Source organism: Bacillus sp. JHAA (assembly GCF_036961585.1).
Taxonomy (GTDB): Bacteria; Bacillota; Bacilli; order Bacillales; family Bacillaceae; genus Bacillus; species Bacillus velezensis.
This window is the reverse complement of sequence record NZ_JBAMDE010000005.1, coordinates 201,565-227,987: the sequence shown is the minus strand read 5'-3', so window position 1 is coordinate 227,987 and position 26,423 is coordinate 201,565. Positions and strand designations below refer to the sequence as shown.

General features: G+C 47.5%; 28 protein-coding genes. 27 read left to right on the top strand and 1 reads right to left on the bottom strand.

Annotation, left to right across the window (positions count from 1 at the left end):
- The first annotated feature begins 6 nt into the window (after positions 1-6).
- From hisC to V7728_RS13705, 12 genes are all read left to right on the top strand, one after another.
- Complete coding sequence (gene hisC, locus V7728_RS13760; RefSeq protein ID WP_043021738.1) at positions 7-1,089, top strand: histidinol-phosphate transaminase; 1,083 nt, start codon at positions 7-9, stop codon at positions 1,087-1,089.
- A 51-nt stretch (positions 1,090-1,140) separates the two neighbouring features.
- Positions 1,141-2,256, top strand: a complete 1,116-nt coding sequence (locus tag V7728_RS13755; RefSeq protein WP_076425430.1) for a prephenate dehydrogenase — start codon at positions 1,141-1,143, stop codon at positions 2,254-2,256.
- An 11-nt stretch (positions 2,257-2,267) separates the two neighbouring features.
- On the top strand, positions 2,268-3,554 hold the full coding sequence (gene aroA, locus V7728_RS13750; RefSeq protein WP_064107560.1) for a 3-phosphoshikimate 1-carboxyvinyltransferase: 1,287 nt from the start codon (positions 2,268-2,270) through the stop codon (positions 3,552-3,554).
- A 315-nt stretch (positions 3,555-3,869) separates the two neighbouring features.
- Positions 3,870-5,141 (top strand): tetratricopeptide repeat protein, encoded by a 1,272-nt coding sequence (locus tag V7728_RS13745; RefSeq protein WP_099566869.1) that lies wholly within the window; start codon positions 3,870-3,872, stop codon positions 5,139-5,141.
- A gap of 73 nt (positions 5,142-5,214) precedes the next feature.
- Positions 5,215-5,754 carry a ReoY family proteolytic degradation factor gene (locus V7728_RS13740; protein ID WP_003153482.1) on the top strand — a complete coding sequence of 180 codons (540 nt, stop codon included), beginning with the start codon at positions 5,215-5,217 and terminating at the stop codon, positions 5,752-5,754.
- Positions 5,755-5,808: 54 nt separating this feature from the next.
- Positions 5,809-6,255, top strand: a complete 447-nt coding sequence (locus V7728_RS13735; RefSeq protein ID WP_012117852.1) for a YpiF family protein — start codon at positions 5,809-5,811, stop codon at positions 6,253-6,255.
- A 138-nt stretch (positions 6,256-6,393) separates the two neighbouring features.
- Entirely contained in the window at positions 6,394-6,897 is a 504-nt protein-coding gene (locus V7728_RS13730; protein ID WP_003153484.1) for a ubiquinol-cytochrome c reductase iron-sulfur subunit, read from the top strand.
- Between the two features lies 1 nt (position 6,898).
- Positions 6,899-7,573: a menaquinol-cytochrome c reductase cytochrome b subunit gene (qcrB, locus tag V7728_RS13725; protein WP_003153485.1), complete on the top strand. Its 675-nt coding sequence runs from the start codon at positions 6,899-6,901 to the stop codon at positions 7,571-7,573.
- A gap of 31 nt (positions 7,574-7,604) precedes the next feature.
- Positions 7,605-8,372 (top strand): menaquinol-cytochrome c reductase cytochrome b/c subunit, encoded by a 768-nt coding sequence (locus V7728_RS13720; protein ID WP_007409471.1) that lies wholly within the window; start codon positions 7,605-7,607, stop codon positions 8,370-8,372.
- Between the two features lie 107 nt (positions 8,373-8,479).
- A complete protein-coding gene (locus V7728_RS13715; RefSeq protein WP_189318601.1) occupies positions 8,480-9,073 on the top strand; it encodes a DUF1405 domain-containing protein in 594 nt (197 codons plus the stop codon).
- A gap of 67 nt (positions 9,074-9,140) precedes the next feature.
- Positions 9,141-9,923: a sporulation protein YpjB gene (gene ypjB, locus V7728_RS13710; protein ID WP_007612217.1), complete on the top strand. Its 783-nt coding sequence runs from the start codon at positions 9,141-9,143 to the stop codon at positions 9,921-9,923.
- A 29-nt stretch (positions 9,924-9,952) separates the two neighbouring features.
- Positions 9,953-11,128, top strand: coding sequence for an oxalate decarboxylase family bicupin (locus V7728_RS13705; RefSeq protein WP_099566868.1), 1,176 nt, complete (start codon positions 9,953-9,955; stop codon positions 11,126-11,128).
- 23 nt (positions 11,129-11,151) lie between these two features.
- Here the strand turns inward: V7728_RS13705 and V7728_RS13700 are convergent, their stop codons facing one another.
- Complete coding sequence (locus V7728_RS13700; protein ID WP_003153493.1) at positions 11,152-12,024, bottom strand: YitT family protein; 873 nt, start codon at positions 12,022-12,024, stop codon at positions 11,152-11,154.
- Positions 12,025-12,166: 142 nt separating this feature from the next.
- Between V7728_RS13700 and V7728_RS13695 the strand changes: the two genes are divergently transcribed.
- The 15 genes from V7728_RS13695 (at position 12,167) to asnS (ending at position 26,423) form a co-directional block, all read left to right on the top strand.
- Positions 12,167-12,502 (top strand): nucleotide pyrophosphohydrolase, encoded by a 336-nt coding sequence (locus tag V7728_RS13695; protein ID WP_059368456.1) that lies wholly within the window; start codon positions 12,167-12,169, stop codon positions 12,500-12,502.
- 8 nt (positions 12,503-12,510) lie between these two features.
- Positions 12,511-13,314 carry a 4-hydroxy-tetrahydrodipicolinate reductase gene (gene dapB / locus V7728_RS13690; RefSeq protein WP_003153497.1) on the top strand — a complete coding sequence of 268 codons (804 nt, stop codon included), beginning with the start codon at positions 12,511-12,513 and terminating at the stop codon, positions 13,312-13,314.
- Between the two features lie 23 nt (positions 13,315-13,337).
- Entirely contained in the window at positions 13,338-13,751 is a 414-nt protein-coding gene (mgsA, locus tag V7728_RS13685) for a methylglyoxal synthase (RefSeq protein ID WP_003153499.1), read from the top strand.
- Positions 13,744-14,457 (top strand): bacillithiol biosynthesis deacetylase BshB1, encoded by a 714-nt coding sequence (gene bshB1 / locus V7728_RS13680; protein WP_059368454.1) that lies wholly within the window; start codon positions 13,744-13,746, stop codon positions 14,455-14,457. The genes mgsA and bshB1 overlap by 8 nt, the downstream gene beginning before the upstream one ends.
- A complete protein-coding gene (gene bshA, locus V7728_RS13675) occupies positions 14,454-15,587 on the top strand; it encodes an N-acetyl-alpha-D-glucosaminyl L-malate synthase BshA (RefSeq protein WP_085342144.1) in 1,134 nt (377 codons plus the stop codon). Before bshB1 ends, bshA begins: the two co-directional genes overlap by 4 nt.
- Before the next feature lie 4 nt (positions 15,588-15,591).
- Complete coding sequence (locus V7728_RS13670; RefSeq protein WP_059368453.1) at positions 15,592-16,782, top strand: CCA tRNA nucleotidyltransferase; 1,191 nt, start codon at positions 15,592-15,594, stop codon at positions 16,780-16,782.
- On the top strand, positions 16,767-17,744 hold the full coding sequence (locus tag V7728_RS13665) for a biotin--[acetyl-CoA-carboxylase] ligase (RefSeq protein WP_082998668.1): 978 nt from the start codon (positions 16,767-16,769) through the stop codon (positions 17,742-17,744). Before V7728_RS13670 ends, V7728_RS13665 begins: the two co-directional genes overlap by 16 nt.
- Positions 17,745-17,988: 244 nt before the next feature.
- Positions 17,989-18,822, top strand: coding sequence for a 3-methyl-2-oxobutanoate hydroxymethyltransferase (gene panB, locus V7728_RS13660; RefSeq protein WP_082998667.1), 834 nt, complete (start codon positions 17,989-17,991; stop codon positions 18,820-18,822).
- Between the two features lie 3 nt (positions 18,823-18,825).
- Positions 18,826-19,686, top strand: coding sequence for a pantoate--beta-alanine ligase (gene panC / locus V7728_RS13655; RefSeq protein ID WP_069007169.1), 861 nt, complete (start codon positions 18,826-18,828; stop codon positions 19,684-19,686).
- A 1-nt stretch (position 19,687) separates the two neighbouring features.
- A complete protein-coding gene (gene panD, locus V7728_RS13650; protein ID WP_082998666.1) occupies positions 19,688-20,071 on the top strand; it encodes an aspartate 1-decarboxylase in 384 nt (127 codons plus the stop codon).
- Positions 20,072-20,192: 121 nt separating this feature from the next.
- Positions 20,193-22,979 carry an ATP-dependent DNA helicase DinG gene (gene dinG, locus V7728_RS13645; protein ID WP_082998665.1) on the top strand — a complete coding sequence of 929 codons (2,787 nt, stop codon included), beginning with the start codon at positions 20,193-20,195 and terminating at the stop codon, positions 22,977-22,979.
- A 147-nt stretch (positions 22,980-23,126) separates the two neighbouring features.
- Positions 23,127-23,297 (top strand): YpmA family protein, encoded by a 171-nt coding sequence (locus V7728_RS13640; RefSeq protein WP_003153512.1) that lies wholly within the window; start codon positions 23,127-23,129, stop codon positions 23,295-23,297.
- 9 nt (positions 23,298-23,306) lie between these two features.
- Entirely contained in the window at positions 23,307-23,792 is a 486-nt protein-coding gene (gene tseB / locus V7728_RS13635; protein WP_007409483.1) for a cell wall elongation/penicillin-binding protein regulator TseB, read from the top strand.
- Positions 23,793-23,814: 22 nt separating this feature from the next.
- Positions 23,815-24,996, top strand: a complete 1,182-nt coding sequence (locus V7728_RS13630) for a pyridoxal phosphate-dependent aminotransferase (RefSeq protein WP_007612190.1) — start codon at positions 23,815-23,817, stop codon at positions 24,994-24,996.
- Positions 24,997-25,130: 134 nt separating this feature from the next.
- Entirely contained in the window at positions 25,131-26,423 is a 1,293-nt protein-coding gene (asnS, locus tag V7728_RS13625) for an asparagine--tRNA ligase (RefSeq protein ID WP_060562796.1), read from the top strand.

Genomic DNA, 26,423 nt, shown 5'->3' with positions numbered 1-26,423 from the left:
CTGGATTTGCAGATTAAAGAACAGCTGCGGCAGCTGAAACCGTATCAGCCGGGCAAACCAATAGAAGAAGTGAAAATGGAATACGGGCTTGAGAAAGTAGTAAAACTCGCTTCTAACGAAAATCCGTTCGGCTGTTCACAGGCCGCTAAAGATGCGCTGCATCAGGAGATTGAGCAGCTTGCGCTGTATCCCGACGGTTACAGTGCCGCTTTGAGAACACGGCTCAGTGAGCATCTGCAGGTCAGTGAATCTTCGATCATTTTCGGCAACGGCTCTGATGAGCTTGTGCAGATTATCTGCCGTTCTTTATTAAATGATCAGGCAAACACGATTACCGCCGCCCCGACTTTCCCGCAATACAGACACAATGCGGTGATTGAAGGCGCTGAGGTGCGCGAGGTTCCGCTCCGCAGTGACGGCGCTCATGATTTGGACCGGATGCTGGAAGCAATTGACGGCGAGACGAAAGTCATATGGGTATGCAACCCCAATAATCCGACGGGGACATATACTTCTGAGCAAGAGCTAATTGCCTTTTTAAACAGAGTTCCCGAGCATATACTCGTTGTACTTGATGAAGCTTACTACGAGTATGTTACGGCGGAAGATTACCCAGAAAGCATTCCGCTTTTAAAGCAATATCCGAATGTTATGATCCTCCGCACCTTCTCTAAAGCGTACGGACTTGCCGCGCTGCGCGTCGGATACGGCATTGCGGACGAAGCACTGATCCGCCAGATTGAACCGGCGAGAGAGCCGTTCAATACGAGCAGAATCGGTCAGGCTTCGGCACTGGCAGCGCTTGATGACCAGACATTTATTCAGGAATGCGTCGAGAAAAATAAAGCAGGCCTTAAGCAGTATTATGATTTTGCAGAAACTCACGGATTAACTTGTTATCCTTCACAAACCAACTTTGTGCTCATTGATTTTAACCGCCCGGCGGATGAACTGTTCCAAGCCCTGTTGGAAAAAGGATATATCGTCCGCTCAGGACAGGCGCTCGGATTTCCGACAGCGTTAAGGATTACGGTCGGTACGAAAGAGCAGAATGAGGAAATTCTCACAATTTTAGCTGAAATATTATAAGAGGTGATCAGGCATCACCTCTTTGCTCTATTAAAATAGTTGAAAAAGGAAATGAGTGAAATGAAGGATACTATATTGCTTGCGGGGATCGGGCTGATTGGCGGATCGATCGCATTGGCCATCAAAAAGGAGCATCCGCATAAACGGATTATCGGTATGGATATTTCGGAAGAACAGCTCACTGCCGCGCTGAAGCTCGGAATTATTGACGAGCGGGCCGGCTCATTTACGGAAGGGGCGCAGCAAGCGTCTGTTGTCATTATCGCCACGCCTGTCGCCCAAACGCTGAAAATGCTCGATGTGCTGGCCGCATCAGACATCACCCATGAACTCCTGATTACGGATGTGGGCAGCACGAAACAGAAAGTCGTCAGCTACGCCGACAAAGTGCTTCCGGCTCACTATCAATTTGTCGGCGGCCATCCGATGGCGGGATCTCATAAATCCGGGGCCGCTGCCGCGAAAGAATTTTTATTCGAAAATGCGTTTTATATTTTAACACCCGGAAAATCAACTTCTAAAGAGTCAGTAACGCATCTGAAGGAACTTTTGAAAGCGGCAAACGCCCACTTTGTGGAGATGACCCCCGAGGAGCATGACGGCGTAACGAGCGTCATCAGCCATTTCCCTCATATCGTTGCTGCAAGCCTCGTACATCAGGCTCATCATGCTGAAGAAGATTATCCGTTTTTGAAACGTTTCGCAGCCGGCGGTTTTCGGGACATCACCAGGATCGCCTCAAGCAGCCCGGCGATGTGGAGGGACATACTTCTTCATAACAAAGATAAACTGCTTGACCGCTTCAAAGAATGGAAACGGGAGATTGACACGATCGAGTCTTATGTAGAAAATGAAGATGCGGACAGCCTGTTCGGATATTTTAAAAAAGCGAAAGATTATCGCGACGGTCTGCCGCTCCGTCAAAAAGGAGCGATCCCGTCCTTTTATGACCTTTATGTCGATGTTCCCGATCATCCGGGGGTCATTTCGGAAATTACGGCGATATTGGCAGAAGAAAAAATCAGTATCACCAACATCCGCATTATCGAAACAAGAGAAGATATTAACGGAATTCTCAGAATCAGTTTCCAGACTGATGATGACCGGAAGCGTGCGGAAACCTGCATTCAATCCCGCGCCAAATATGACACATTTTACGCTGACTGAGGTGGAAAACATTGAAAAGAGAAAAAGTGACGTCTTTAAACGGTGAAATTCATATTCCGGGGGATAAATCCATCTCCCACCGTTCTGTTATGTTCGGAGCGCTTGCGGAAGGAACCACAACGGTAAAAAACTTTTTGCCCGGAGCCGATTGTCTGAGCACCATTGCCTGCTTCAGAAAAATGGGTGTCTCCATTGAACAAAACGGAAGTGATGTAACGATATACGGGAAGGGCATTGACGCACTTTGTGAGCCTGACAGCCTTCTTGATGTCGGAAATTCCGGCACGACCATCCGCCTGATGCTCGGCATTTTAGCCGGACGCCCATTTCACAGTACGGTAGCGGGCGACGAAAGTATTGCAAAGCGCCCGATGAAGAGGGTGACGGAGCCTTTAAAACAGATGGGAGCCGCGATTGACGGAAGAGCGGACGGAGGATTTACGCCTTTATCCGTAAGAGGCGGACAATTGAAAGGCATTGATTACGTCTCCCCTGTTGCAAGCGCGCAGATCAAATCCGCCGTGCTGCTTGCCGGATTGCAGGCTGAAGGAACGACGACCGTCACTGAGCCTCATAAATCAAGAGACCATACGGAACGGATGCTGAACGCTTTTGGCGCCGAGCTTGCGGAAACGGAGACGAGCGCCTCCGTAACGGGCGGTCAGAAGCTTCGGGGGGCTGATATTTTCGTGCCCGGCGATATTTCTTCAGCAGCCTTTTTCCTCGCGGCAGGCGCTGTCGTTCCCGGGAGCCGGATTGTGCTGAAAAACGTCGGCCTGAACCCGACACGCACGGGAATGATTGATGTCTTAAAGCAAATGGGGGCTTCACTTGAAGTGATTCCTTCAGAAGCGGACAGCGCAGAGCCTTACGGAGACCTGGTTATTGAAACTTCAGATCTGAAAGCGGCAGAAATCGGCGGAGAAATCATTCCCCGTTTAATTGACGAGATCCCGATTATCGCCCTTTTGGCAACGCAGGCTGAAGGCACAACTGTCATTAAAGACGCTGCGGAGCTGAAGGTGAAGGAAACGAACCGGATCGACACCGTCGTATCAGAGCTCCGGAAAATCGGCGCAGACATTGAACCGACTGAAGACGGCATGAAAATACACGGCAAAAAAACGCTTGCGGGCGGAGCCGATGTGTCAAGCCACGGTGACCACCGCATCGGCATGATGCTCGGTGTCGCTTCATGCCTGACAGAAGAGCCGATTGACATCCGTGATACTGAGGCAATCCATGTCTCATATCCGACATTTTTTGAGCATTTAGATCAATTAGCCAAAAAAGCCTGAAGAGATTCTTCGGGCTTTTTTCTTCATGTGTCATAAAACTTTGGGCTTTGACATAGCTTGTCTTAAACAGAAAATAACAGAAAGGGGGAATGCGTTTTCGTTACAGAAACAGCCGGAACAAATTGCGCTGTTTGCGTATAAAGATGCCGTCCCCTTTTTTGCCGTTTTCCTCTTAAGCATTTTCTGATAAACTATAATGCCGGGTGAAGCATCTTATTTGCGGGCAGGCCCTGTCTGAATTATGATAAGAATAACCCGAATAAAAACCCTTTTCATTGGTTGATGAGGTATAGGAAAAGAAAGGACCGGTCTGATTTGAATACATTGATCCAAGAAGCCATAAAATTAGTTGAAGCAGGTGAAACCGAAAAGGGACTCAAAGTGCTTTCAAAAGCTGAAACGCAGCTTCATGACGAAGACAAAGCCATTGCAGCCCAGCTCTACTATGAATGGGGAAACGCCGAAAAAGCGTTAGCGCTGATCAGTGATCTGCATGACCTTTATCCGGATGAGTCTGAGCTGACGAATTTTTACGCCGAATTGTTAATAGATATTGATGAAGAAGAAAAAGCTCTAGAGGTGCTGGAGACGATTTCTCCGGAAGACCCGTCTTACGCGGAAAGCCTTCTTTTAATGGCTGATCTGTATCAGATGCAGGGCTTATTTGAAGTAAGTGAGCAAAAGCTGTTACAGGCGAAAGCGATGTTACAAGATGAACCTGTTATTGATTTCGCTCTGGGGGAATTATACTTCACTCAGGGATCATACGCAAAAGCCGTTCCTTACTATGAAGAGACGGCAAAAGAACGGCACGAAATCGGCGGCGTAAATGTTCATCAGAGGCTGGCTGAGTCATTGAGCGCGGCGGGTGAATTTGAGGAAGCGATTTCATGGTATGAAAAAGCGGCGGCAGAACATACAGAACCGAATACGATTTTCGGGTACGGGTTCACAGCCTATCAGGCGGGAATGGTCAAAACAGCCATCAAGCAGCTGTCTGATTTAAAAGGGCTTGATCCTTCCTATTCATCGCTTTATATGCCGCTTGCAAAAAGCTACGAGGCAGAAGGCATGTATGAAGATGCATTAAAAACCGCTAAAGAAGGTATTACTTACGATGAATACAATAAAGAGCTTTTTCTCTATGCGGCGAAAATGGCGTTAAAGCTCGGCAACGAAGAGGAAGGCAAAAAGCTTCTTCAGGAAGCGCTGGCGCTCGATCCGGGTTACGTGGAAGCGCTCCATACGCTTTTAGCCGTCTATCATAAAGAAGAAAGCTTTGAAGAGATTATTGATCTGATTCAGGAAGTCCGCGGCTACGGAGAAGAAGATCCGAAATACAATTGGTATTTGGCGGGTGCTTATACAGGCCTTGAGCAATACGCTAAAGCGAAAAAAAGCTTCGAAGCTGCGTATCTCCATTATCAGGATGATCGGGATTTCTTATATGAATACGCTCACTTCTTATTGGAAGAGGGTCTCCAGAAAGAAGCGCTGCCGCTTTTAAAACAAGTGCTTTCAATGGATGGAACAAACGAAGAGCTTGAAGAAACAATCTTACGGATAGAGGATGAATTTTTAAGATAAGCAGGATTTTGGACCATGCTTGCTGAATGTATAAGTGATGTCAGATTATACGATCGATAGAGGAGGGAATTACATGCAGACCCCTGTTTCTGTCAATGAAAAAAAGGATTTTATCCGTTGGTTTTTAAATCATTATCAGCTTAAACGCCGGGAGTGCGTCTGGATTTTAAATTATTTAATGAGTCATGATTCATTAATGGAAAAAGTCCATTTTGTAGAACAAGCCGAATTTTGCCCGCGAGGCATTATCATGTCTACTCATTGCGTTGATGAGGTGCCGTTTAGGTTTTACAAAGAAAATGTCATGACTACGGACGCGGAAAAATCTTTTCACGACATCCGGTTAAATAAACAGCAGGATTTATTTATCCAGCTGAATTTCCGTTCGGCCTACAGCTCACCGGAATATGCCGCTGTTCTTGAATCAAATCCGCATCTGCCGAAAGACCTGTTTGAAAATAAACAGGATCAGGGGATGGCCGAAAAAATATTAGAACATGCCATTTCCACTTTCCAGCGGGAAAAGCTGCTTAAAGATATCGACGAGGCGCTGGACCGCCACGACAAAGAAACATTTGAAAAGCTTTCCCGCCAATTGAATCAGCTCACATAAATGACAGCCTTGCAGAATATGCAAGGCTTGTTGCGTAAAGAGGAGGAACGAGACATGAGATGGAGGGCCGCTGATGCCGATGCCTATTTACAATCTGCGGATTACATTGATACCGCTGTCATTCCGTTAATTTCCATAACATCTTCAGGAGGCTTAAAAGAGGCCGTTGAACAGGGGGAAAGCACCCAATTGCTTTCTGAAGAGCTTGAGCGCCAATTGAAGGGACGGGTATATTTATTCCCCTCTTATACATATGTTGATATAGACCAATCACAAATCGCCCTGCTTCAAAAACTCAAAGACGAGGTGATGACCAACTTTCGGCACGTCTTGTTCCTGACGGCAGACGAAAAATGGAAGGATTCTGAAATAGGTTCTGATGTCATATACATACCTGCCGTTCCGTTTGAACATATGAAAGACTCTTTAAAGAGAAAAATTGCGGATGACAAGTGCGGAGAAATTTTGAACGTTTTGTTACAGAAGTGGAACAATTCTTAAAAAACACCAGGCATCCCGCAAAACACCCGTTTTGCCTCTGTTGACCTTGCTGAAAGATTCATATATTATGAGGGTGTCAAATCTCAGAATTATTTTCTATTTTAGTTAATTTTTGGTCAATCTTTAGGGGGGGAAGAGATGGGCGGAAAACAAGATATATCAAGAAGACAATTTTTAAACTATGCGCTCACCGGCGTGGGGGGATTTATGGCCGCCAGTGCGCTTATGCCCATGGTCCGTTTTGCGCTGGACCCGGTATTAAAACCGACGGGAGATCAAAAAATGGTGCAGGTTGTCAGTGTGGATGAGCTGACGAAGGAGCCGAAGCGGTTTGACTTTAAAATTCATCAAGTCGACGCCTGGTACGAATCGGAAGAATCCAGGTCAGCCTGGGTTTACAAGCATGGGGATGAAATTATAGCGCTTTCTCCGATCTGTAAGCATTTGGGCTGCACCGTAAACTGGAACAATGATCCTAAAAATCCGAACAAGTTCTTTTGTCCCTGCCATTACGGGCTGTATGAAAAAGACGGCACGAACGTTCCGGGCACGCCGCCGCTCGCGCCTCTTGACCGTTATGAGCAAAAAGTAAAGGACGGCTTTTTGTATCTTGGAAAAGCAAAGCCTAGGGGGGAAGGGTGACATGCTGAACAAAATTTATGACTGGGTGGATGAACGTCTCGATATTACGCCGATGTGGCGGGATATCGCCGACCATGAAGTGCCGGAACATGTAAATCCCGCTCACCATTTCTCGGCTTTTGTCTATTGTTTCGGCGGTTTGACGTTTTTTGTAACCGTTATCCAAGTGTTGTCCGGGATGTTTTTAACGATGTATTATGTGCCGGATATAAAAAACGCGTGGGAATCTGTGTATTATTTGCAGAATGAAGTCGCTTTCGGGCAGATTGTAAGGGGTATGCACCATTGGGGTGCAAGTTTAGTCATTGTGATGATGTTTTTACATACGCTGCGGGTTTTCTTTCAGGGAGCTTATAAAAAGCCTCGGGAATTGAACTGGATCGTCGGTGTTCTGATCTTTTTTGTGATGCTCGGTCTCGGTTTTACAGGGTATCTGCTTCCATGGGATATGAAGGCGCTGTTTGCGACAAAGGTAGGTCTTCAGATTGCGGAGGCGACGCCATTGATCGGAGCGCAGGTGAAAACTCTTCTTGCCGGCCACCACGATATTGTCGGCGCCCAAACGCTGACGAGATTTTTTGCGATTCACGTATTTTTTCTCCCTGCCGCTTTGTTTGCGCTCATGGGCGCCCACTTTGTCATGATCCGCAAGCAGGGAATTTCAGGACCGCTTTAATACAAATCTGATATAAAAGGGAGGGGATGACATGCACCGGGGGAAAGGAATGAAGTTTGTAGGAGATTCAAGGATACCGGCTGAAAAAAAACCGAATATACCGAAAGACTATTCAGAGTATCCTGGAAAGACAGAGGCGTTTTGGCCGAACTTCCTGCTGAAAGAATGGATGGTCGGGGCCGTTTTCCTCGTCGGATTTCTCGTTTTAACGATTGTGCACGAGCCGCCTTTGGAACGGGTGGCGGACCCGACGGATACAGGGTATATTCCGCTGCCTGATTGGTATTTTCTATTTTTATACCAGCTATTAAAATATGAATATGCCGCAGGGAGCTACACCGTTATCGGCGCGATGATTATACCGGGTCTTGCCTTCGGGTCGCTGCTTTTGGCTCCGTTTCTCGACAGGGGGTCTGAAAGAAGGCCGTGGAAGCGTCCGGTTGCGGTCGGCATGATGCTTTTGGCGCTTTGCGCTACGGTCTTTTTAACGTGGCAGTCAGTCGCGACGCATGACTGGGCGAAGGCGGAGGAGCAAGGGAAAATCAAAAAAGAAGCCGCCATTGATACTGAATCAGACGGTTATAAGGTATTTAAAGAACAAGGCTGTATTTCCTGTCACGGGGATAATCTTCAAGGCGGAAGCGCCGGTCCGTCCCTGGTCGATAACGGGCTGAGCCCGGAAGAAATTAAAAAAATCGCCGTCAAAGGGAAAGGGCAGATGCCAGCCGGTATTTTTAAAGGGAATGACAAACAGCTTGATCAGCTGGCGAAGTTCATTTCTGAAACGACAGCGAAATAACGTATTGTGAAGTAGACAATAGCAGGATATACTTTTATGAAAAGAGCTGACCGGATGTCAGCTTTTTTTGCATGATACATACTTTTTACGGACTGAGAGTTGATGGTATGAGGTGGATTTCTTATCTTTTAGGGTTGCGCGGCATGCTTCTGCTTGTTCTTGCCGTTAATTTTATCGGTACGGTGTACGGCTATTATTGGTATGTGCCTCAGCTTGCAGACACGCCGTTCCGATTTCTGATATTTGTGCCTGACAGCCCGACGGCGACGTTTTTCTTCCTGTTCGTGCTTCTGGCATTTCTCATGGGAAGAAACGCGCCGCTGTTTGAAGCGCTGGCTCTTGTAACCCTTGTAAAATACGGGATGTGGGCGGTCGGAATGAATGTCTTTGTGCTGGTCAAAATGGGGCAGATGCCTTGGGAAGGGTACATGCTGATTGCTTCACATTTTGCCATGGCCGTTCAAGGCGTTTTATACAGCCCGTATTTTCGGTTCCGGTTATGGCATCTTGCCGTTGCCGCTGTTTGGACGCTTCATAATGATGTCATTGATTATCTTTTCGGCATGATGCCCCGCTACTCAATGCTCAATGACTATATGCAAGAGATCGGCTATGCTACATTCTGGCTGAGCATATTTTCACTCGGCCTTGCATACTATTTGGTGATTTCTAAAAGACGGGTAAAGCTTGACTTACACTGATAGAATCTTGGTCTAACCTTGTCCCGCTCCTCATATTCTGTAAAGAGAAGGAGTGGGAGGGACCTCTATGAAACGAAAGCTGACGATCTGTCTTTTACTTGCTCTTATGTGTTTCATCACAACTGCCAAAGCTGAAGATGAGGGCGGTCTCAAGGAACTGAACGACCTTTCGGATACCGTTTTCCAAATGACGCGGCATTCGCAGTATGATGAGGCTCTGCAAGTGCTTGGCTACTTTAAGAAAAAAATGACACACGTAAACTCACTGAGCGGCGCCGAAGTCAGGCAGGTGACTCTGGGTTTCAATGATTTAGTGCGCGTTCTGAAACAGGCAGACGCCTCAGATACCGAAAAAATCCGGGCAGCCGCCCAGTTCAGGTTGGTAATGGATGCGATGGAAGACCACTCCGATCCGCTGTGGGGTTCGCTTGAAAGACCGATTATGGCGACATTCAGCGCCTTAAAAGAAGATGTCAGCGGAAACGGAAGTGAAAATTTCAATGAAAAGTGGAATGAATTTATATCATTATATGATTTAATTTATCCCAGCCTGACAATGGATGTGTCGGCCGGCCAGCTTGATACGGTGGCGAAACATATCGAGGTGATTGAGCAGGACGGGTTTCAGCAGATGACAAAAGGAACAAAGCTTGAGCGTCTGACGCTCCTGCAGCAGGATTTAAAGCGGGTTTTTGACAAGGTGGAGCGGGATGACGCTGACCCTTCGCTGCTCTGGGTCATTCTGACAACAGGCGGTATCATTATTACTGCGCTGACATATGTCGGCTACCGAAAATACAGAGCGGAAAAAAAGAAAGAGAAAAAGCGTGAGTATCCTAAGTCTAAATAAACACAAATTGCTGTAAAGGAGCTAAGGCAGTGAAAAAACTCATCCAGCAATTGGCTTCAAAACACCTTCCGCAGCCGATCAGAGGCAGAAAAGGGGCGACTGACGAAGGACCGCGAAACCTCGCGCGTGACTTTCAGAATCCTGACATGCTCGTTCCGCCTTCAACGGATGCAGGAACGGTTCAAAACTTGAAATTCTCATTTTCTGATACGCATATGAGGCTTGAAGACGGCGGATGGTCCAGAGAGGTGACGGTCAGGGAACTGCCGGTATCCAAAAACATCGCGGCGGTGAACATGAGGCTGAAGCCGGGAGCTGTGCGGGAGCTTCATTGGCATAAAGAAGCCGAATGGGGATATGTGATTAACGGAGGAGTCCGTTTAACTGCGGTCGATCAAAATGGAAGGAATTTTATTGACAACGTAAGTGAAGGGGACCTGTGGTATTTTCCTTCCGGCATTCCTCATTCCATTCAAGGATTAGAGCAGGGCAGTGAGTTTTTGCTCGTCTTTGATGACGGCTCTTTTTCAGAAAACAGCACCTTTTCAGTAACGGACTGGTTTGCCCATACCCCGCGCAGCGTGCTGGAGGCGAACTTCGGTGTTCCCGGATATGACTTGGCCTACATTCACAAGAAAGAGCGTTACATGTTCCAGCTGGAACCGCCTCCCCCGATTGAAAAGGCAGCAGTTTCTTCCCCGGAAGGCACCGTTTTGGAGCCGTTCAGCTACAAGCTTTCCCGGCAGGAGCCCCTTGTTACCAGCGGGGGAAGAGTAAAGATTGTCGATTCAAAAACGTTTAAGGTGTCAAAAACGATTGCCGCAGCTCTCGTGGAAGTCGAACCCGGAGGCATGAGAGAATTGCATTGGCATCCGAATACGGACGAGTGGCAGTATTATCTTTCAGGAGAAGCGAAAATGACGGTGTTTGCGGCGGAGGGAAGAGCGCGGACATTTAACTATCAAGCAGGTGACGTAGGATATGTTCCTTTTGCAATGGGACATTATGTTCAGAATACCGGTGACACCGTGCTTCGCTTTCTGGAAATTTTCAAAAGCGACCGTTTTGAAGATGTCTCTTTAAACCAATGGCTGGCACTGACGCCGCAGCGCTTCGTCGAGCAGACGCTCAATGTCAGTCCGGAATTCGCCCGCCGATTAAAAAAGAAAAAATCACCGGTTGTCAAATGGAAACACAAACAGTAAAGGCGGCAAAAGCCGCCTTTTTATTATCGTCTGATCGGATTTTTATTTTCATCAAGCGTAAATCCTTCGCCGAGCACATCATGAACGTCGCTTACTGCAACAAAGGCGTGCGGGTCAACGGAAGTGATGACGCTTTTCAAAAGCACAATTTCGTTTTTCGGAACGACGCAGTAAAGAACGTCCCTGTCTTCTTTTGTATATGATCCCTGTCCTTTTAAAACAGTGACGCCGCGCTCCATCTCTTCAATGATTTTTTGCTGGATCAAATCGTTTTTCGAAGAAATAATCGTTGCCCCTTTTGCGGCATAGCCGCCTTCCTGGATAAAATCAATCAATCTCGCAGCGACAAAAACGGCTACAAGCGTGTACATCGCTTCCTTGTAAGAAAGATACGTAAACAAAGAAAGCAAAATGACACAGGCGTCAAAGGCAAACATCGTCCGGCCCATCGGGATTCCGAAAAATTTGTTGATCAGCCTGGCGATGATATCGACCCCGCCCGTCGTGCCGCCGTATTTAAAAATAATGCCGAGACCCGCGCCGATAAATACACCGGCGAATAAGGCGGCCAGCGCTAAATCATGCGACAGCGGCATATGAATTTCGTAGCGCTGAAAAACACTCAGAAAAACGGAAAGAGAGACGGTGCCGATCAGGGTATAGACAAACATCGTCCGGCCGAGCATACGCCAGCCGATGAAAAAGATAGGAATGTTCAATACCAGGTTGGAAATAGAAGGGCTGATGTGGAATAACGCATATAAAAGCAGCGTAATGCCGGTAAATCCGCCTTCCGCCAAATTGTTCTGCATATTAAAGTGAACCAGTCCGAATGAAAAAACAGCGGCGCCGATTAAAATAAAGCAAATGTTTTTGATTCTGATTTCTCCAAGCATTGCATCAAACCCCTTTTCCTTCCATAAGATTGCGTAAATATTATAGTGGATACAAAAGAAAACAGCAAACTGCCGTTTTTAACATTTGTCAAATGTACTTGAATTAGCTAACATGGAAGAGATGACAGGAGGTATTCGCACAGTGAGTGACAAAACGATGAAAGACTTACAAGCTGAGGTCGATGAATATATCGGCCAATTCAAAGAAGGCTATTTCAGCCCGCTTGCCATGATGGCCCGTCTCACGGAAGAACTGGGCGAACTTGCAAGAGAAGTCAACCATTATTATGGGGAAAAGCCGAAGAAAACGACGGAAAATGAGAAAAGCATGGAAGAGGAAATGGGCGATGTGCTGTTCGTCCTGATCTGCCTCGCCAACTCCCTTGATATTTCATTGGTGGAAGCTCATAACCGCGTCATGCATAAATTTAATACACGTGATAAAGACCGCTGGACTAGAAAAGAAGAAGGAAAGTAGGAGAAACCATGTCAAATGAAACCATTAAAGTCGTCATTGCAGGACCGAGAGGCAGAATGGGCCAGGAGGCCGTAAAACTTGCCGTCCGCACGCCTCATTTTGAGCTTGTCGGCGCTATTGACCATACATACGATCAGCAAACATTGCGGGAAGTGATGTCAGCTGATTCAGACGCTCTTATTTATACGGATATCCGCGCATGTTTCCAAGAAACAAAACCGGATGTGCTGATCGATTTGACAACGCCTGAAATCGGCAAAAAACATACGAAAGCCGCTCTTGAACACGGCGTCCGCCCCGTTGTGGGAACGACCGGATTTTCTGAAGCGGATTTAGAGGAGCTTCAAGCCTTGACTGAAGAAAAAGGAATCGGCGCCATCATCGCTCCGAACTTTGCATTGGGCGCGGTGCTGATGATGAAGTTCTCACAAATGGCCGCCAACTATTTTGAAGATGTAGAAATCATTGAACTTCATCATGATCAAAAGCTGGATGCCCCGAGCGGAACGGCGCTGAAAACAGCGGAAATGATCTCAAGCGTCCGTACAGAAAAGCAGCAGGGCCATCCTGATGAAAAAGAAATTCTGCCGGGCGCCCGCGGTGCTGAATTAAACGGCATCCGCCTTCACAGCGTGCGTCTGCCGGGCCTTATCGCCCACCAGGAAGTCATGTTCGGCATGGACGGCCAGACGCTGAAACTGCGCCATGACTCCTATAACCGGGCTTCCTTTATGTCAGGAGTGAAGCTGTCAGTGGAGCAAGTGATGAAAATCGACCAGCTTGTATACGGACTCGAAAATATTATCGACTGAATCGGCAAGGGGGAGAACATCAAATGAAAATCGCTTTGATTGCTCACGATAAAAAAAAGCAGGATATGGTTCAGTTTACGACCGCATATAAAGATATACTGAGCCATCATGAGTTATACGCGACAGGTACGACAGGCCTGAAAATCCAGGAAGCGACCGGATTGTCTGTTGAACGTTTTCAATCCGGCCCGCTCGGCGGGGATCAGCAAATCGGCGCATTGATTGCGGCAAATGCCCTGGATCTCGTCATTTTTCTGCGCGATCCGTTAACTGCGCAGCCTCATGAACCGGATGTCTCGGCGCTGATCCGGCTGTGTGACGTATACGCGATCCCGCTCGCCACAAATATGGGGACAGCGGAAATCCTCGTCCGGACGCTGGACGGCGGGGCATTTGATTTCCGCAATCTTGTGCGCGGAGGAGAGCCGAATGTCTGAACACGTTGATATTCTGGCGTTCGGCGCCCATAGTGATGATGTCGAGATCGGTATGGGCGGCACGATCGCAAAATTTACGGCTCAAGGAAAAACCGCGGTGATATGCGATTTGACCGAGGCCGAACTATCATCCAACGGAACGGTAGGGATAAGAAAAGAAGAAGCGGCAAAGGCGGCCCGAATTCTCGGCGTAAAAGAGAGAATCCAGCTTACGCTTCCCGACCGCGGGCTTTTGAAAAGTGAGGACGGCATCCGCCGGATTGTCAGTGTCATCAGAGCCTGCCGGCCGAAAACCGTTTTCATGCCTTATCCGAAAGACCGCCATCCTGACCACGGCAATGCGGCGGCTTTGGTCGAAGAAGCGGTGTTCTCGGCGGGAATTCATAAATACAGAGATCACCAGGAACTGCCGGCTCATAAGGCTCAGCGCGTATACTATTATATGATCAACGGGTTTCACCGTCCGGACTTTGTAATCGACATAACGGAAACCATCGATCTGAAAAAAGAAAGCCTGCACGCCTATCAAAGCCAGTTTATTCCTACGGCGCAGTCAGTGAACACACCGCTGACCAACGGTTATATCGAAATGGTGGAAGCGCGGGAAAAACTGTATGGCAAAGAAGCCGGGACGGGGTATGCCGAAGGCTTCTTTTCAAAACAGCTTCCCGTTTTGAATGATGATGTTTTTGGGGGCGGACAATGAGACCATTAAAAATAGGGATTACATGCTACCCGAGTGTCGGAGGCTCGGGTATTATTGCGACGGAACTCGGCAAGCTGCTTGCGGAAAAAGGGCACCAGGTTCATTTCATCACATCAAGCATCCCGTTCAGATTAAATACATATCATCCGAATATTCATTTTCATGAGGTGGAAGTCAACCAATACGCGGTATTTAAATATCCGCCTTATGACCTTGCGCTGGCGAGTAAAATTGCCGAGGTTGCCGCGAGGGAAAATCTTGACATCATTCACGCGCATTATGCGCTGCCGCATGCGGTATGCGCTTATCTCGCCAAACAGATGCTCAAGCGTGACATCGGCATCGTGACGACGCTTCACGGTACGGACATCACCGTTTTAGGATACGATCCGTCATTAAAAGATTTAATCCGTTTTGCCATCGAAGCGTCCGACAGAGTGACGGCGGTATCAACCGCGCTTGCCGGAGAAACATATGACTTAATCAAGCCGGATAAAAAAATTGAGACCATCTACAACTTTATTGATGAACGTGTTTATCTTAAGAAAAATACAGAGAGTATAAAAGAGAAACATGGCATTTTGCCGGATGAAAAAGTCGTCATCCATGTCTCGAACTTCAGAAAGGTAAAACGTGTTAAAGATGTCATCCGCGTTTTCCGTAATATCGCAGCCAACACAAAGGCGAAGCTCCTGCTTGTCGGCGACGGGCCGGAAAAGTGCGTCGCTTGGCAGCTAGTCGAAAAATACGGTCTGCAGGATCAAGTGCTGCTCCTCGGAAATCAGGACAGGGTGGAAGAGCTGTATTCCATCAGCGATCTTAAGCTTCTTCTGTCTGAAAAAGAAAGTTTCGGACTCGTACTTCTGGAGGCGATGGCCTGCGGCGTGCCGTGCATCGGAACAAATATCGGCGGAATACCGGAAGTGATTAAAGATCAAGTAAGCGGTTTTCTGGTGGAAGTCGGCGATATTCAGGCGGCATCTGAAAAAGCGCTTGCCGTTTTAGAAGATAAACAGCTCAGCAAACGATTGACTGATCATGCGCTGAAAATGGTGGAGACCGCCTTTTCTTCGCAAAGAATCGTCAGTCAGTATGAACGGATTTATGACGAATTGGCAGGACCGGAGTGATCTTATGGAACAGGAATTTGTCAAAGCCCTCCCCATCCTTCATCACCTGATGAAGGCGGGCCATCAGGCGTACTTTGTCGGGGGAGCCGTCAGAGACAGCTATATGAAACGAAAAATAGGTGATGTGGACATCGCAACCAGCGCTTCGCCGAATGAGGTGGAGCGTCTCTTTAAGCGGACTGTCGATGTAGGAAAAGAGCACGGCACCGTCATCGTCCTGTGGGAAGATGAAACCTATGAAGTCACCACTTTTCGTGCCGAATCAGAATATAAGGACTACCGGCGCCCTGAAGCTGTGCGGTTCATTACTTCTTTATCAGAAGACTTAAAGCGGAGAGACTTAACGATTAACGCGATGGCGATGTCTGCCGAAGGAGAGCTGCTTGATTATTTCGGAGGCGCACATGATATCGGACAAAAGCTGATCCGTACGGTGGGTAATCCTGAAGACCGTTTTCGGGAAGACGCTCTGCGGATGATGAGAGCCGTCCGCTTTATGAGTCAGCTCGGCTTTCTGTTAGAAAAAGAAACAAGAGAGGCCGTCATAAAAGACAGGGAGCTTTTGGCACATGTATCAGTAGAACGAAAGACCGTCGAGTTTGAAAAGCTGCTGCAGGGCGCTTTCTCACAGGAAGCAATTCAAACGATGGTGCAGACAGGTCTGATACAAGAGCTGCCCGGCCTTTCCGGTTATGAGCAGCAAATGCTGGAAGCAAGCGGATTTCCGTTTTCTTCTTTAGATGCACGCGAAGAACGCTGGGCAGCGCTGTTATTGTTTCTCGGTCTTTGTCCGAAAAGCGCCGAGGCGTTTTTAAAACAATGGAAACTGCCGGGAAAAGTCATAAAAAAAGCGGTGCAGATCATAAGCGTTTATCCGGCGCAGCTGGAAGCGGAAGCGATGTACCGGGCGGGAGAGGCGCTGTTTTCAGCCGTTAAAATCGGGATGCTGAAAAAGCATAAGACGATTGATGAACAAAAGCTGAAAGAGGTTCAGAGCCTGTATGAGCAGCTGCCGATCAAAAGCCTTCGAGACCTCGACATTTCAGGTGCTGATCTGATGGAGCTCAGAAACCGCCGCGCGGGTAAATGGGTGGCCGAAGAACTTCGCCGGATCGAAGAAGCGGTATTGGCAGGGAAGCTCCCTAACCGAAAACATGACATAAAGGAGTGGCTCGCATCATGGGATCAACATTAAGAACCCGATTAATTGATTTGTTTTCTGAGGCGGGTGACGGCTTTATCTCCGGGCAGAAAATAAGTGACGCGCTCGGCTGCTCGAGAACCGCCGTTTGGAAACATATAGAGGAACTCCGCAAAGAGGGCTATGAGGTTGAGGCGGTCAGACGAAAAGGGTACAGGCTCATTAAAAAACCGGGGAAACTCAGTGAATCCGAAATCCGTTTCGGGCTGAAAACAGAGGTTTTGGGCAAACAGCTTCATTACCGGGACGTCCTGCCGTCCACCCAAAAAACCGCTCATGAACTTGCCAATGACGGCGCGCCGGAAGGGACGCTCGTAGTCGCCGATAAACAAACGGCAGGCAGAGGAAGAATGGCCAGAGTATGGCATTCACAGGAGGGAAACGGGATTTGGATGAGCCTCATTCTGAGACCCGACGTTCCTTTGCAAAAAACGCCGCAGCTCACCCTGTTATCTGCCGTTGCGATCGTACAGGCCATCGAGGCTTTTACAGGTGTACAGCCCGCCATTAAATGGCCGAATGATTTAATGATTCACGGCAAAAAAGCCGTCGGGATTTTAACTGAGCTGCAGGCAGAAGAAGACCGTGTCCGTTCGGTTATTCTCGGGATCGGGATCAACGTGAACCAGCAGGAAACCGATTTTCCCGGCGAGCTTCAGGACATTGCGACGAGCCTGAGCATGGAAGCCGGCGAAAAAATTGACAGAGCGGGTCTGATACAAGAGATTCTGCTGACTTTTGAAAAACGCTATCAGGATTACTTGAACCACGGCTTTACACCGATCAAGCTGCTATGGGAAAGCTATGCGGTCGGACTGGGGAACGAGCTCAGAGCGAGAACGCTGCAAGGGACGTTTTACGGGAAATCGCTCGGCATTGATGATGAGGGAGTTCTTCTCTTGGAAACGAGAGATGGTATAAAGAAGATCTATTCTGCCGATATTGAGCTCAATTAATCTTAGTTGGTACAAGCCTCGTGAATTTGGTATACTTCCTATGGGCAGTATCATAATGAACTGCACCCGATCAGCAGAACAGAGATTACGAAAAGTCTGCCTTGATCCAAAAAAGGACTGGGACAGAGGGATGACATTCGCCGAACGTTAAACAAGTGGGAATCCTTCTTATTTTACAGAAGGCTTTTTTGCTTGCGAAGAATTGGCGGCTCATCTCCTCACCGTTTAGAGGAGGAGAAACAGAATGAAAACAAAACTGGATTTTATGAAAATGAAGGAAAACGGAGAGCCGATCGTGATGCTGACCGCTTACGATTATCCGCAGGCAAAGCTTGCGGAACAGGCGGGAGTCGACATGATTTTAGTCGGGGATTCGCTCGGAATGGTCGTGCTCGGACTCGATTCAACAGTCGGCGTAACGGTCAGTGACATGATTCACCATACAAAAGCGGTAAAACGCGGTGCGAAAAATACGTTTATCGTAACTGACATGCCGTTTATGTCTTACCACCTTTCAAAAGAGGATACATTGAAAAACGCCGCGGCCATTATTCAGGAAAGCGGCGCGGACGCGTTAAAGCTGGAAGGCGGAGACGGCGTTTTCGAATCCATCCGCGCGCTGACTCTCGGCGGAATTCCCGTCGTCAGCCATTTAGGCCTCACACCGCAGTCTGTCGGCGTATTAGGCGGATATAAAGTACAGGGAAAAGATGAGCAAAGCGCGAAAAAGCTCATTGAAGACAGCATCAAATGCGAGCAGGCGGGAGCGATGATGCTCGTGCTTGAATGCGTGCCTGCTGAACTGACTGCTAAAATAAAAGAAGAAGTATCCATTCCCGTCATCGGAATCGGAGCCGGTTCAAAAGCGGACGGCCAAGTCCTTGTCTATCATGACGTCGTCGGCCACGGCGTGGACAGAACACCGAAGTTCGTGAAGCAATACGCCAAAATCGACGGCACGATTGAGTCGGCCCTCAGCTGTTATGTCCGTGATGTGAAAGAACGGGTTTTCCCGGAAGAAAAGCATTCCTTTCAGATAAACCAAACTGTGCTGCAAGGCTTGTACGGAGGAAAGTAAGCGATGAAACAACTGACAGAAACTCAACAGCTGAAAGAATTGATTGCACAATACCGCTCAGAAGGCCGGACGATCGGATTCGTCCCGACAATGGGTTTTCTTCATGAAGGACATCTGACGCTGGTTGAAAAAGCAAGCAAAGAAAACGATATTGTCGTGATGAGCATCTTTGTCAATCCGACTCAATTCGGACCGGGCGAGGATTACGAAGCATATCCGCGAGATTTAAAGCGCGATGCCCGGCTTGCAGAACAGGCGGGGGCAGATGTTTTGTTTACGCCGTCTCCAAGTGATATGTACAAAGGCGAGCAAAATGTTGCCGTGCAAGTGAAAAGGAGAACTGACGTGTTGTGCGGCGCCTCCCGCGTCGGCCATTTTGACGGAGTGGCCACTGTGCTGACGAAGTTTTTCAATCTCGTTAAACCGACCCGCGCCTACTTCGGCCTGAAAGATGCCCAGCAGGCAGCGGTTGTGGACGGATTGATTGAGGATTTCTTTATGGATATCGAATTGGTTGCAGTGGACACGGTCAGAGAAGAAGACGGACTTGCCAAAAGCTCTCGCAACGTCTATCTGACTGAGCAGGAACGCAAAGAAGCGCCGATGATCTATAAAGCATTGCAGCAAGGTGCCGAACGGATCAGAGACGGTGAAAGAAATCCGGAAACCGTTATAAAAACCGTCACCGATATCATCGAAAACACAAGCGGCGTCATTGATTATGCCGAACTGTACGCTTATCCGGAGCTGACTCCGCTTAAAACATTAAACGGCAAGGTCATTCTGGCCTGTGCCGTCCAATTTTCTAAAGCCAGACTGATTGATAATATCATTATTGATATTGATGAATGGGAGAGATCATAATATGTACCGCACTATGATGGCAGGAAAACTGCACCGCGCTACCGTGACGGAAGCCAATTTAAACTATGTCGGCAGCATTACGATTGATGAAGATCTTTTAGATGCAGTCGGAATGCTCGCTAATGAAAAAGTTCAGATTGTGAATAATAATAACGGAGCGAGACTTGAAACGTATATTATTCCCGGTAAGCGGGGGAGCGGCGTCATCTGTTTAAACGGAGCAGCCGCCCGTCTCGTCCAAGAAGGAGATAAAGTCATTATTATTTCTTATCAAATGATGTCTGATCAGGAAGTAAAAAGCCATCAGCCGAAGGTGGCCGTTCTGGATGATCAGAATAAAATCGAGCAGATGCTGGGTCAGGAGCCGGCACACACGATTTTGTAAAAGAGCCCCCTTCATGGGGGTTTTCTTTTAAGATTTAGGGGCAAAAGCTGTTTTTCCGCTCCATTTCTCAACAAAACGTGTTACACTTTTCTCGTATGCAAGAATTGAGGTGTCCATTTTAATGAACAAACAACGGTTCGTTGTCATAGATGTCGAAACAACAGGAAATTCGCCGAAAAAGGGCGATAAAATCATTCAAATCGCAGCGGTTGTCATTGAAAATGGACAAATAACTGAGCGGTTTTCAAAATATATCAATCCGAATCAGGCCATCCCGCCGTTTATTGAACAGCTGACCGGAATTTCGTCCGGAATGGTTGAAAATGAACTGCCGTTTGAAGCGGTCGCGGAGGAGATTTTTCATCTGCTTGACGGCGCGTATTTTGTTGCCCACAATATTCATTTCGACCTCGGATTTGTCCGGCATGAACTGAGCGAAGCGGGCTATGAGCTGCCGGATTGTGAAGTGCTTGATACGGTTGAGCTTTCACGTATTGTTTTCCCGGGGTTTGAAGGATATAAGCTCGGTGAGTTGTGCGCGGAGCTGAATATTGTTCATGACCGACCTCACCGCGCAGACAGCGATGCGGAGGTTACGGGACTGGTCTTTTTAGACATTTTACATAAACTGAAACATTTGCCTTTACCGACATTAAAGCAGCTTAGAAGGCTTTCACAGCATTTTATCAGCGATTTGACGCTGCTTTTGGATTCTTTTATACATGAAAGCAGGCCGGCGGAAGAAAAGAGCTGCATTCCATACGCCTCTTTTTCAATTAAAGAGCCCGATCACATTCCGGTTTCCCGTCCGGTGAATGCGGCCATTGACCTTGAAAAGTGGAACGAAGAAAAAGAACAGATCTTATCCGATATCATCCCCCGCTATGAAAAGCGGAAAGGGCAGCTTTCGATGATGGATGAAGTGCTAGGCGCCTTCCGCAATCGGGAGCATGCGCTGATTGAAGCGGCACCCGGCATCGGAAAAACGATCGGTTATCTCGTTCCGGCTGTTTTATTTGCCAAAGCGGAGCAAACTCCCGTGATTATCAGCACGTACTCTACTCTTCTGCAGCAGCAGATCATGTCTAAAGATCTTCCGCTTTTGGAGCGTATGTTTCCTTGGCCGGTCAAAGCCGCTATTTTAAAAGGGAAATCACATTATCTGTGCCTGCCTAAGTTTGAACATATTCTGCATGAGGAAGATGACAACTATGATGCGGTTTTGACGAAAGCGCAGCTTCTCGTCTGGCTGACGGAGACTGAAACGGGCGACGCCGCTGAGCTGAATCTTCCATCAGGCGGCAGATTGCTGTGGGAGCGCATGGCTTACGATGAGAATTCTTTTTTTAAAAAAGGGAAGGACTCGGCTGCCGGGTTTTATGAACGGGCTAAAGAAAAGGCGCAGGCCGCAGATCTGATTATCACAAACCATGCTTTGCTGTTTTCAGATCAAAGCAGTGAAACGAAAAAACTGCCTGCTAGCGGAACGGTCATCATTGATGAAGCGCATCATTTCGAACGCGCTGCCAGCGAGCACCTGGGGAAGAGAGCTTCATACATCGGACTGCACACAAAGCTCAGCCGAATCGGAACCTTAAAGGAACACGGACTGTTAAAGCGGATGAGAAAACTGTTTTATACGTATGAACTGCCGGCGGAAAGTTTTTTTGACGCCGATGAGTGGATGAAGCATATTCAATCGGAAAGCGACGCATTTTTCAGTTCAGTGCATTCTTTTGTCAAACGAAGAAAACCTAAAGACGATTCGAACCGTCTCGTCTATAGTCTCAATCATAAAAGCCAGGATAAAGGGTTTCACATGATAACGGACGGAGCGGAGCGGCTTTGTGCGATGCTGGATCAGCTGCTTGACATGTTTTCAGTACAAGAGAAACTGTTACATCAAAAGCTTGATCAGATGAAAAGCGGAGCGGCTTTTTTAGCGGCCGAATATGTAAAGTGTATCAGGGGGCTGAAAGAATATCGCGATACGTTCAGCAGGCTGCTGTTTGAAAATGATGAGAAAGAAGCCGTTTGGGTTGAAATTGACGCGAAGGGCGCAAAAAATGCCGTCAGCATCTATGCGCAGCCTTTGGAGCCCGGTGAAATGCTGGCAGACCAGTTTTTCGCCCGCAAAAAAAGCGTTGTGCTCACATCAGCGACCTTAATGGTGGAGCATTCTTTTCAATTTATGATTGAAAGGCTCGGACTTGCGGATTTTTATCCGCGCACCAAAAGCATCCCGTCTCCTTTTTCTTACGATGATCAGATGAACGTCATCATTCCGAAAGAGATGAAATCCGTTAAATATGACGGAGAGCGGGAAGTCATTGAGCATATTGCCAAGTATGCAGAAATCATGTCAAAGGGAAAACAGCCGAAGATCCTTGTCCTGTTTACGTCTCATGATATGCTGAAAAAAGTGTATCAGGAACTGAAACTCAGTATGGAGATATCAGGCATTCAGCTTCTCGCCCAAGGTATTTCGGGCGGGAGTCCCGGTAAATTAATGAAAACCTTTAAAACGGCAAGCCGGGCGATTTTACTCGGGACAAATCATTTCTGGGAAGGCGTTGATTTTCCGGGGGATGAATTGTCAACCGTCATGATCGCAAGACTTCCTTTCAGGGCGCCTGACAATCCGCTTCATGCCGCAAAATGCGAATTTGCCAAGAAGCAGGGGAAAAATCCGTTTCAGACGATTTCCCTGCCTGAGGCCGTGTTAACGTTCAGACAGGGGGTCGGGCGCCTTCTCCGTACGGCGGGAGACAAGGGAACAATCGTTCTTTTAGATCAGCGTGTAAAGACGGCGGGATACGGACGGCTGTTTCTTGAAGCGCTCCCGACTTCATCCCTTTTGGAGCTGACGGATGCCGAACTCGGGGCTTATGTCAGCCAAACGGAATAAAAGCCGCATAATCGCGGCTTTCGTGGTGTGGGATGAGGAATTGTTTTTATAGTAAAAGCGGGTTCATGCCGCCTTGTGATTTTATTATGCCGCGGGCGCATCCCGTTATGACTAACAAAATTTGTTCGACCGATGGAGGGTATAAAAATGGAAAGCAAAATTGAAATTCTGTCAACGATTAATGTGGAGCATTCAGATGATTTATATAAAATCGTCGATACATTAAACCGGACTTTGAAACGGGACAATCTGATGTTCGGGCTTGCGCTCGACGAAGAAAATCAAAATGAAGCGGTCTTCACCATTTATCGCACATAGGTGAAAAAGATGAGAAAAAAAGCATTAATATTTACAGCCGTATTTGGTATTATTTTTTTAGCAGTTCTTTTATTTTCGGCCAGCATTTTTAAATCTGCAATGGCCCAAAAAGAAGAAGGCCACGAAACAGCTGCCGCAGCCGCTAAAGAAAAAACGGATTTGACAGATGCTGAGAAAGTGGAGACCTTTGTCGGCAAACAGAAATATTATGTTGTTACCGGAACGGATAAACATGGAAAAGATATGTATGTATGGGTTCCGGCCGACAAAAAAGCAAAAATTCTCTCAAAAAAAGCCAGTGACGGCATTTCAAGCGGCAAGGCTGCCAAGATCGTCCGGGACGAAGGGCTTGTTTCCAAGCTGAATGGCGTTCACCCGGCGAGAGAAAACAATGTTCCGTTATGGGAAGTGACCTATATCAACAAAAGCGGGCAGTATAGCTTTAGTTATGTGGACTTTACAAGCGGCAAGATTCTCAAAAACATCACACCGTGAGACGTATTAGGGGGAGTTCAAGTTGAAATTGGCAAAAAGAGTATCCGCATTAACACCGTCTGCAACACTTGCAATTACTGCAAAAGCGAAAGAGCTGAAAGCAGAAGGCCATGATGTCATCGGCCTCGGAGCAGGAGAACCGGATTTTAATACGCCTCAGCACATTATAGATGCCGCGGTGCGTTCCATGAATGAAGGCCATACGAAATATACGCCTTCAGGCGGTCTGCCGGCGCTGAAAGACAGTATCGCAAAAAAATTCAAAAACGACCAGGGGATTGAATATAAGCCGTCAGAAATCATTGTCTGCACCGGAGCGAAACACGCTCTGTATACATTATTTCAGGTTATTCTTGATGAAGGGGACGAAGTGATTATACCGACTCCTTACTGGGTCAGCTACCCTGAGCAGGTGAAACTGGCAGGGGGGCGTCCCGTCTATGCAGAAGGGCTGGAATCCAATCAGTTTAAAATTTCACCGGAGCAGCTGAAGCAGGCTATCACCGAGAAAACAAAAGCGCTCATTATCAATTCACCGAGCAACCCGACAGGTGTTATGTATACGAAAGAAGAGCTTGCGGAACTCGGAAAAGTGTGTCTGGAGCATGGCATTCTGATCGTTTCCGACGAGATTTATGAGAAGCTTACATACGGAGGAAAAAAACACGTCTCAATCGCACAGCTTTCAGATGAATTGAAAGAGCAGACGATCATCATTAACGGCGTGTCGAAATCTCACAGCATGACGGGCTGGAGGATCGGCTATGCGGCGGGTTCGGAGACGATTATTAAAGCGATGACGAGCCTTGCGAGCCACAGCACATCAAATCCGACGTCTATCGCTCAATACGGCGCTATTGCGGCCTATAACGGTCCGGCTGAGCCGCTGGAAGAGATGAGACAGGCATTTGAGCACAGACTGAACACCATTTACGCTCAGCTCAGTGAGATTCCCGGATTCACCTGTGTCAAACCTGAAGGGGCGTTTTACTTGTTCCCTAACGCCAAAGCGGCCGCAGAAAACTGTGGATTCAAAGATGTCGATGAATACGTCAAGGCGCTTCTGGAAGAAGAAAAAGTCGCCATCGTGCCGGGCTCGGGTTTCGGTTCACCGGACAACGTCCGCTTATCTTACGCAACGTCACTCGATCTTTTAGAAGAAGCGGTCGAAAGAATCCGCCGCTTCACGGAAAAACACAGCTGATTCTGAAAAAGCGGCTTTTAAAGCCGCTTTTCACTTGCATTGACCCCGTTAGAGTAGAACGGGTATAATAAAGTGATGAAAAAAGAGATTCAGGCAGATTCCTGAATGTCTTTCTTGTTCTGGAGGGAAAGAGTTTGAAAACAACAATCAACCAAGTGTATAAACACACAGGCGAGGAAGTAACGATTGGAGCTTGGGTCGCTAATAAACGCTCAAGCGGTAAAATCGCATTTTTACAGCTGAGAGACGGTACCGGCTTCATTCAGGGAGTTGTCGTCAAAGCTGAAGTAGAAGAAGACATCTTCCAAATCGCAAAATCAGTGACGCAGGAAACGTCACTTTATGTAAAAGGAATTGTGAAAGAGGACGAGCGTTCACCGCTTGGCTATGAGCTTGCTGTTACATCCATTGAAGTCATTCACGAAGCGACTGATTATCCGATTACGCCTAAAGAGCACGGTACGGAATTTTTAATGGATCACAGACATTTATGGCTCCGTTCGAAACGCCAGCACGCAATTATGAAAATCCGCAACGAAATCATCCGTGCGACTTATGAATTTTTCAACAAAGAAGGCTTCGTGAAAGTTGATCCGCCGATTTTGACGGGAAGCGCTCCGGAAGGCACGACTGAGCTGTTCGCGACGAAATATTTTGATGAAGACGCCTTCTTGTCTCAAAGCGGCCAGCTGTATATGGAAGCAGCTGCAATGGCGCTCGGAAAAGTATTCTCTTTCGGACCGACGTTCAGAGCGGAAAAATCGAAAACGAAACGCCATCTCATCGAATTCTGGATGATTGAGCCTGAAATGGCATTTGTTGAATTTCAAGAAAACCTTGAAGTTCAGGAGAATTATGTTGCATACATCGTACAAAGTGTGCTGGAACATTGTAAGATCGAGCTGAACACATTAGGTAGAGACACATCGAAGCTTGAACAAATCAAAGCGCCATTCCCGCGCATTACGTACGATAAAGCGATCGAATTCCTGAAAGAAAAAGGCTTTGACGATATTGAGTGGGGAGATGACTTCGGTGCGCCGCATGAAACAGCGATCGCAGAAAGCTATGACAAACCGGTGTTTATCACTCATTACCCGACGTCATTAAAACCGTTTTATATGCAGCCTGCCAAAGATCGTGACGATGTCGTGTTATGTGCCGACTTAATCGCTCCGGAAGGCTACGGGGAAATCATCGGCGGTTCAGAACGCGTTCATGATATGGATTTATTGGAAGAAAGATTAAAAGAACACGGTCTGGATTCAGATGCTTACAAATGGTATGCTGAACTCAGACAATACGGTTCTGTTCCGCACTCCGGCTTCGGCCTCGGACTTGAGCGGACAGTGGCTTGGATCAGCGGAGCGCCTCACGTGCGTGAAACGATTCCGTTCCCGAGACTTCTGAACCGTCTGTATCCGTAA

Coding starts and splice junctions, on each gene's coding strand:
- V7728_RS13755 (WP_076425430.1), top strand. CDS start 1,141: ATGAGTGAAATGAAGGATACTATATTGCTTGCGGGGATCGGGCTGATT.
- V7728_RS13740 (WP_003153482.1), top strand. CDS start 5,215: ATGCAGACCCCTGTTTCTGTCAATGAAAAAAAGGATTTTATCCGTTGG.
- V7728_RS13735 (WP_012117852.1), top strand. CDS start 5,809: ATGAGATGGAGGGCCGCTGATGCCGATGCCTATTTACAATCTGCGGAT.
- V7728_RS13730 (WP_003153484.1), top strand. CDS start 6,394: ATGGGCGGAAAACAAGATATATCAAGAAGACAATTTTTAAACTATGCG.
- qcrB (WP_003153485.1), top strand. CDS start 6,899: ATGCTGAACAAAATTTATGACTGGGTGGATGAACGTCTCGATATTACG.
- V7728_RS13720 (WP_007409471.1), top strand. CDS start 7,605: ATGCACCGGGGGAAAGGAATGAAGTTTGTAGGAGATTCAAGGATACCG.
- V7728_RS13715 (WP_189318601.1), top strand. CDS start 8,480: ATGAGGTGGATTTCTTATCTTTTAGGGTTGCGCGGCATGCTTCTGCTT.
- ypjB (WP_007612217.1), top strand. CDS start 9,141: ATGAAACGAAAGCTGACGATCTGTCTTTTACTTGCTCTTATGTGTTTC.
- V7728_RS13700 (WP_003153493.1), bottom strand. CDS start 12,024: ATGCTTGGAGAAATCAGAATCAAAAACATTTGCTTTATTTTAATCGGC.
- dapB (WP_003153497.1), top strand. CDS start 12,511: ATGTCAAATGAAACCATTAAAGTCGTCATTGCAGGACCGAGAGGCAGA.
- mgsA (WP_003153499.1), top strand. CDS start 13,338: ATGAAAATCGCTTTGATTGCTCACGATAAAAAAAAGCAGGATATGGTT.
- bshB1 (WP_059368454.1), top strand. CDS start 13,744: ATGTCTGAACACGTTGATATTCTGGCGTTCGGCGCCCATAGTGATGAT.
- bshA (WP_085342144.1), top strand. CDS start 14,454: ATGAGACCATTAAAAATAGGGATTACATGCTACCCGAGTGTCGGAGGC.
- V7728_RS13670 (WP_059368453.1), top strand. CDS start 15,592: ATGGAACAGGAATTTGTCAAAGCCCTCCCCATCCTTCATCACCTGATG.
- V7728_RS13665 (WP_082998668.1), top strand. CDS start 16,767: ATGGGATCAACATTAAGAACCCGATTAATTGATTTGTTTTCTGAGGCG.
- panB (WP_082998667.1), top strand. CDS start 17,989: ATGAAAACAAAACTGGATTTTATGAAAATGAAGGAAAACGGAGAGCCG.
- panC (WP_069007169.1), top strand. CDS start 18,826: ATGAAACAACTGACAGAAACTCAACAGCTGAAAGAATTGATTGCACAA.
- panD (WP_082998666.1), top strand. CDS start 19,688: ATGTACCGCACTATGATGGCAGGAAAACTGCACCGCGCTACCGTGACG.
- dinG (WP_082998665.1), top strand. CDS start 20,193: ATGAACAAACAACGGTTCGTTGTCATAGATGTCGAAACAACAGGAAAT.
- V7728_RS13640 (WP_003153512.1), top strand. CDS start 23,127: ATGGAAAGCAAAATTGAAATTCTGTCAACGATTAATGTGGAGCATTCA.
- tseB (WP_007409483.1), top strand. CDS start 23,307: ATGAGAAAAAAAGCATTAATATTTACAGCCGTATTTGGTATTATTTTT.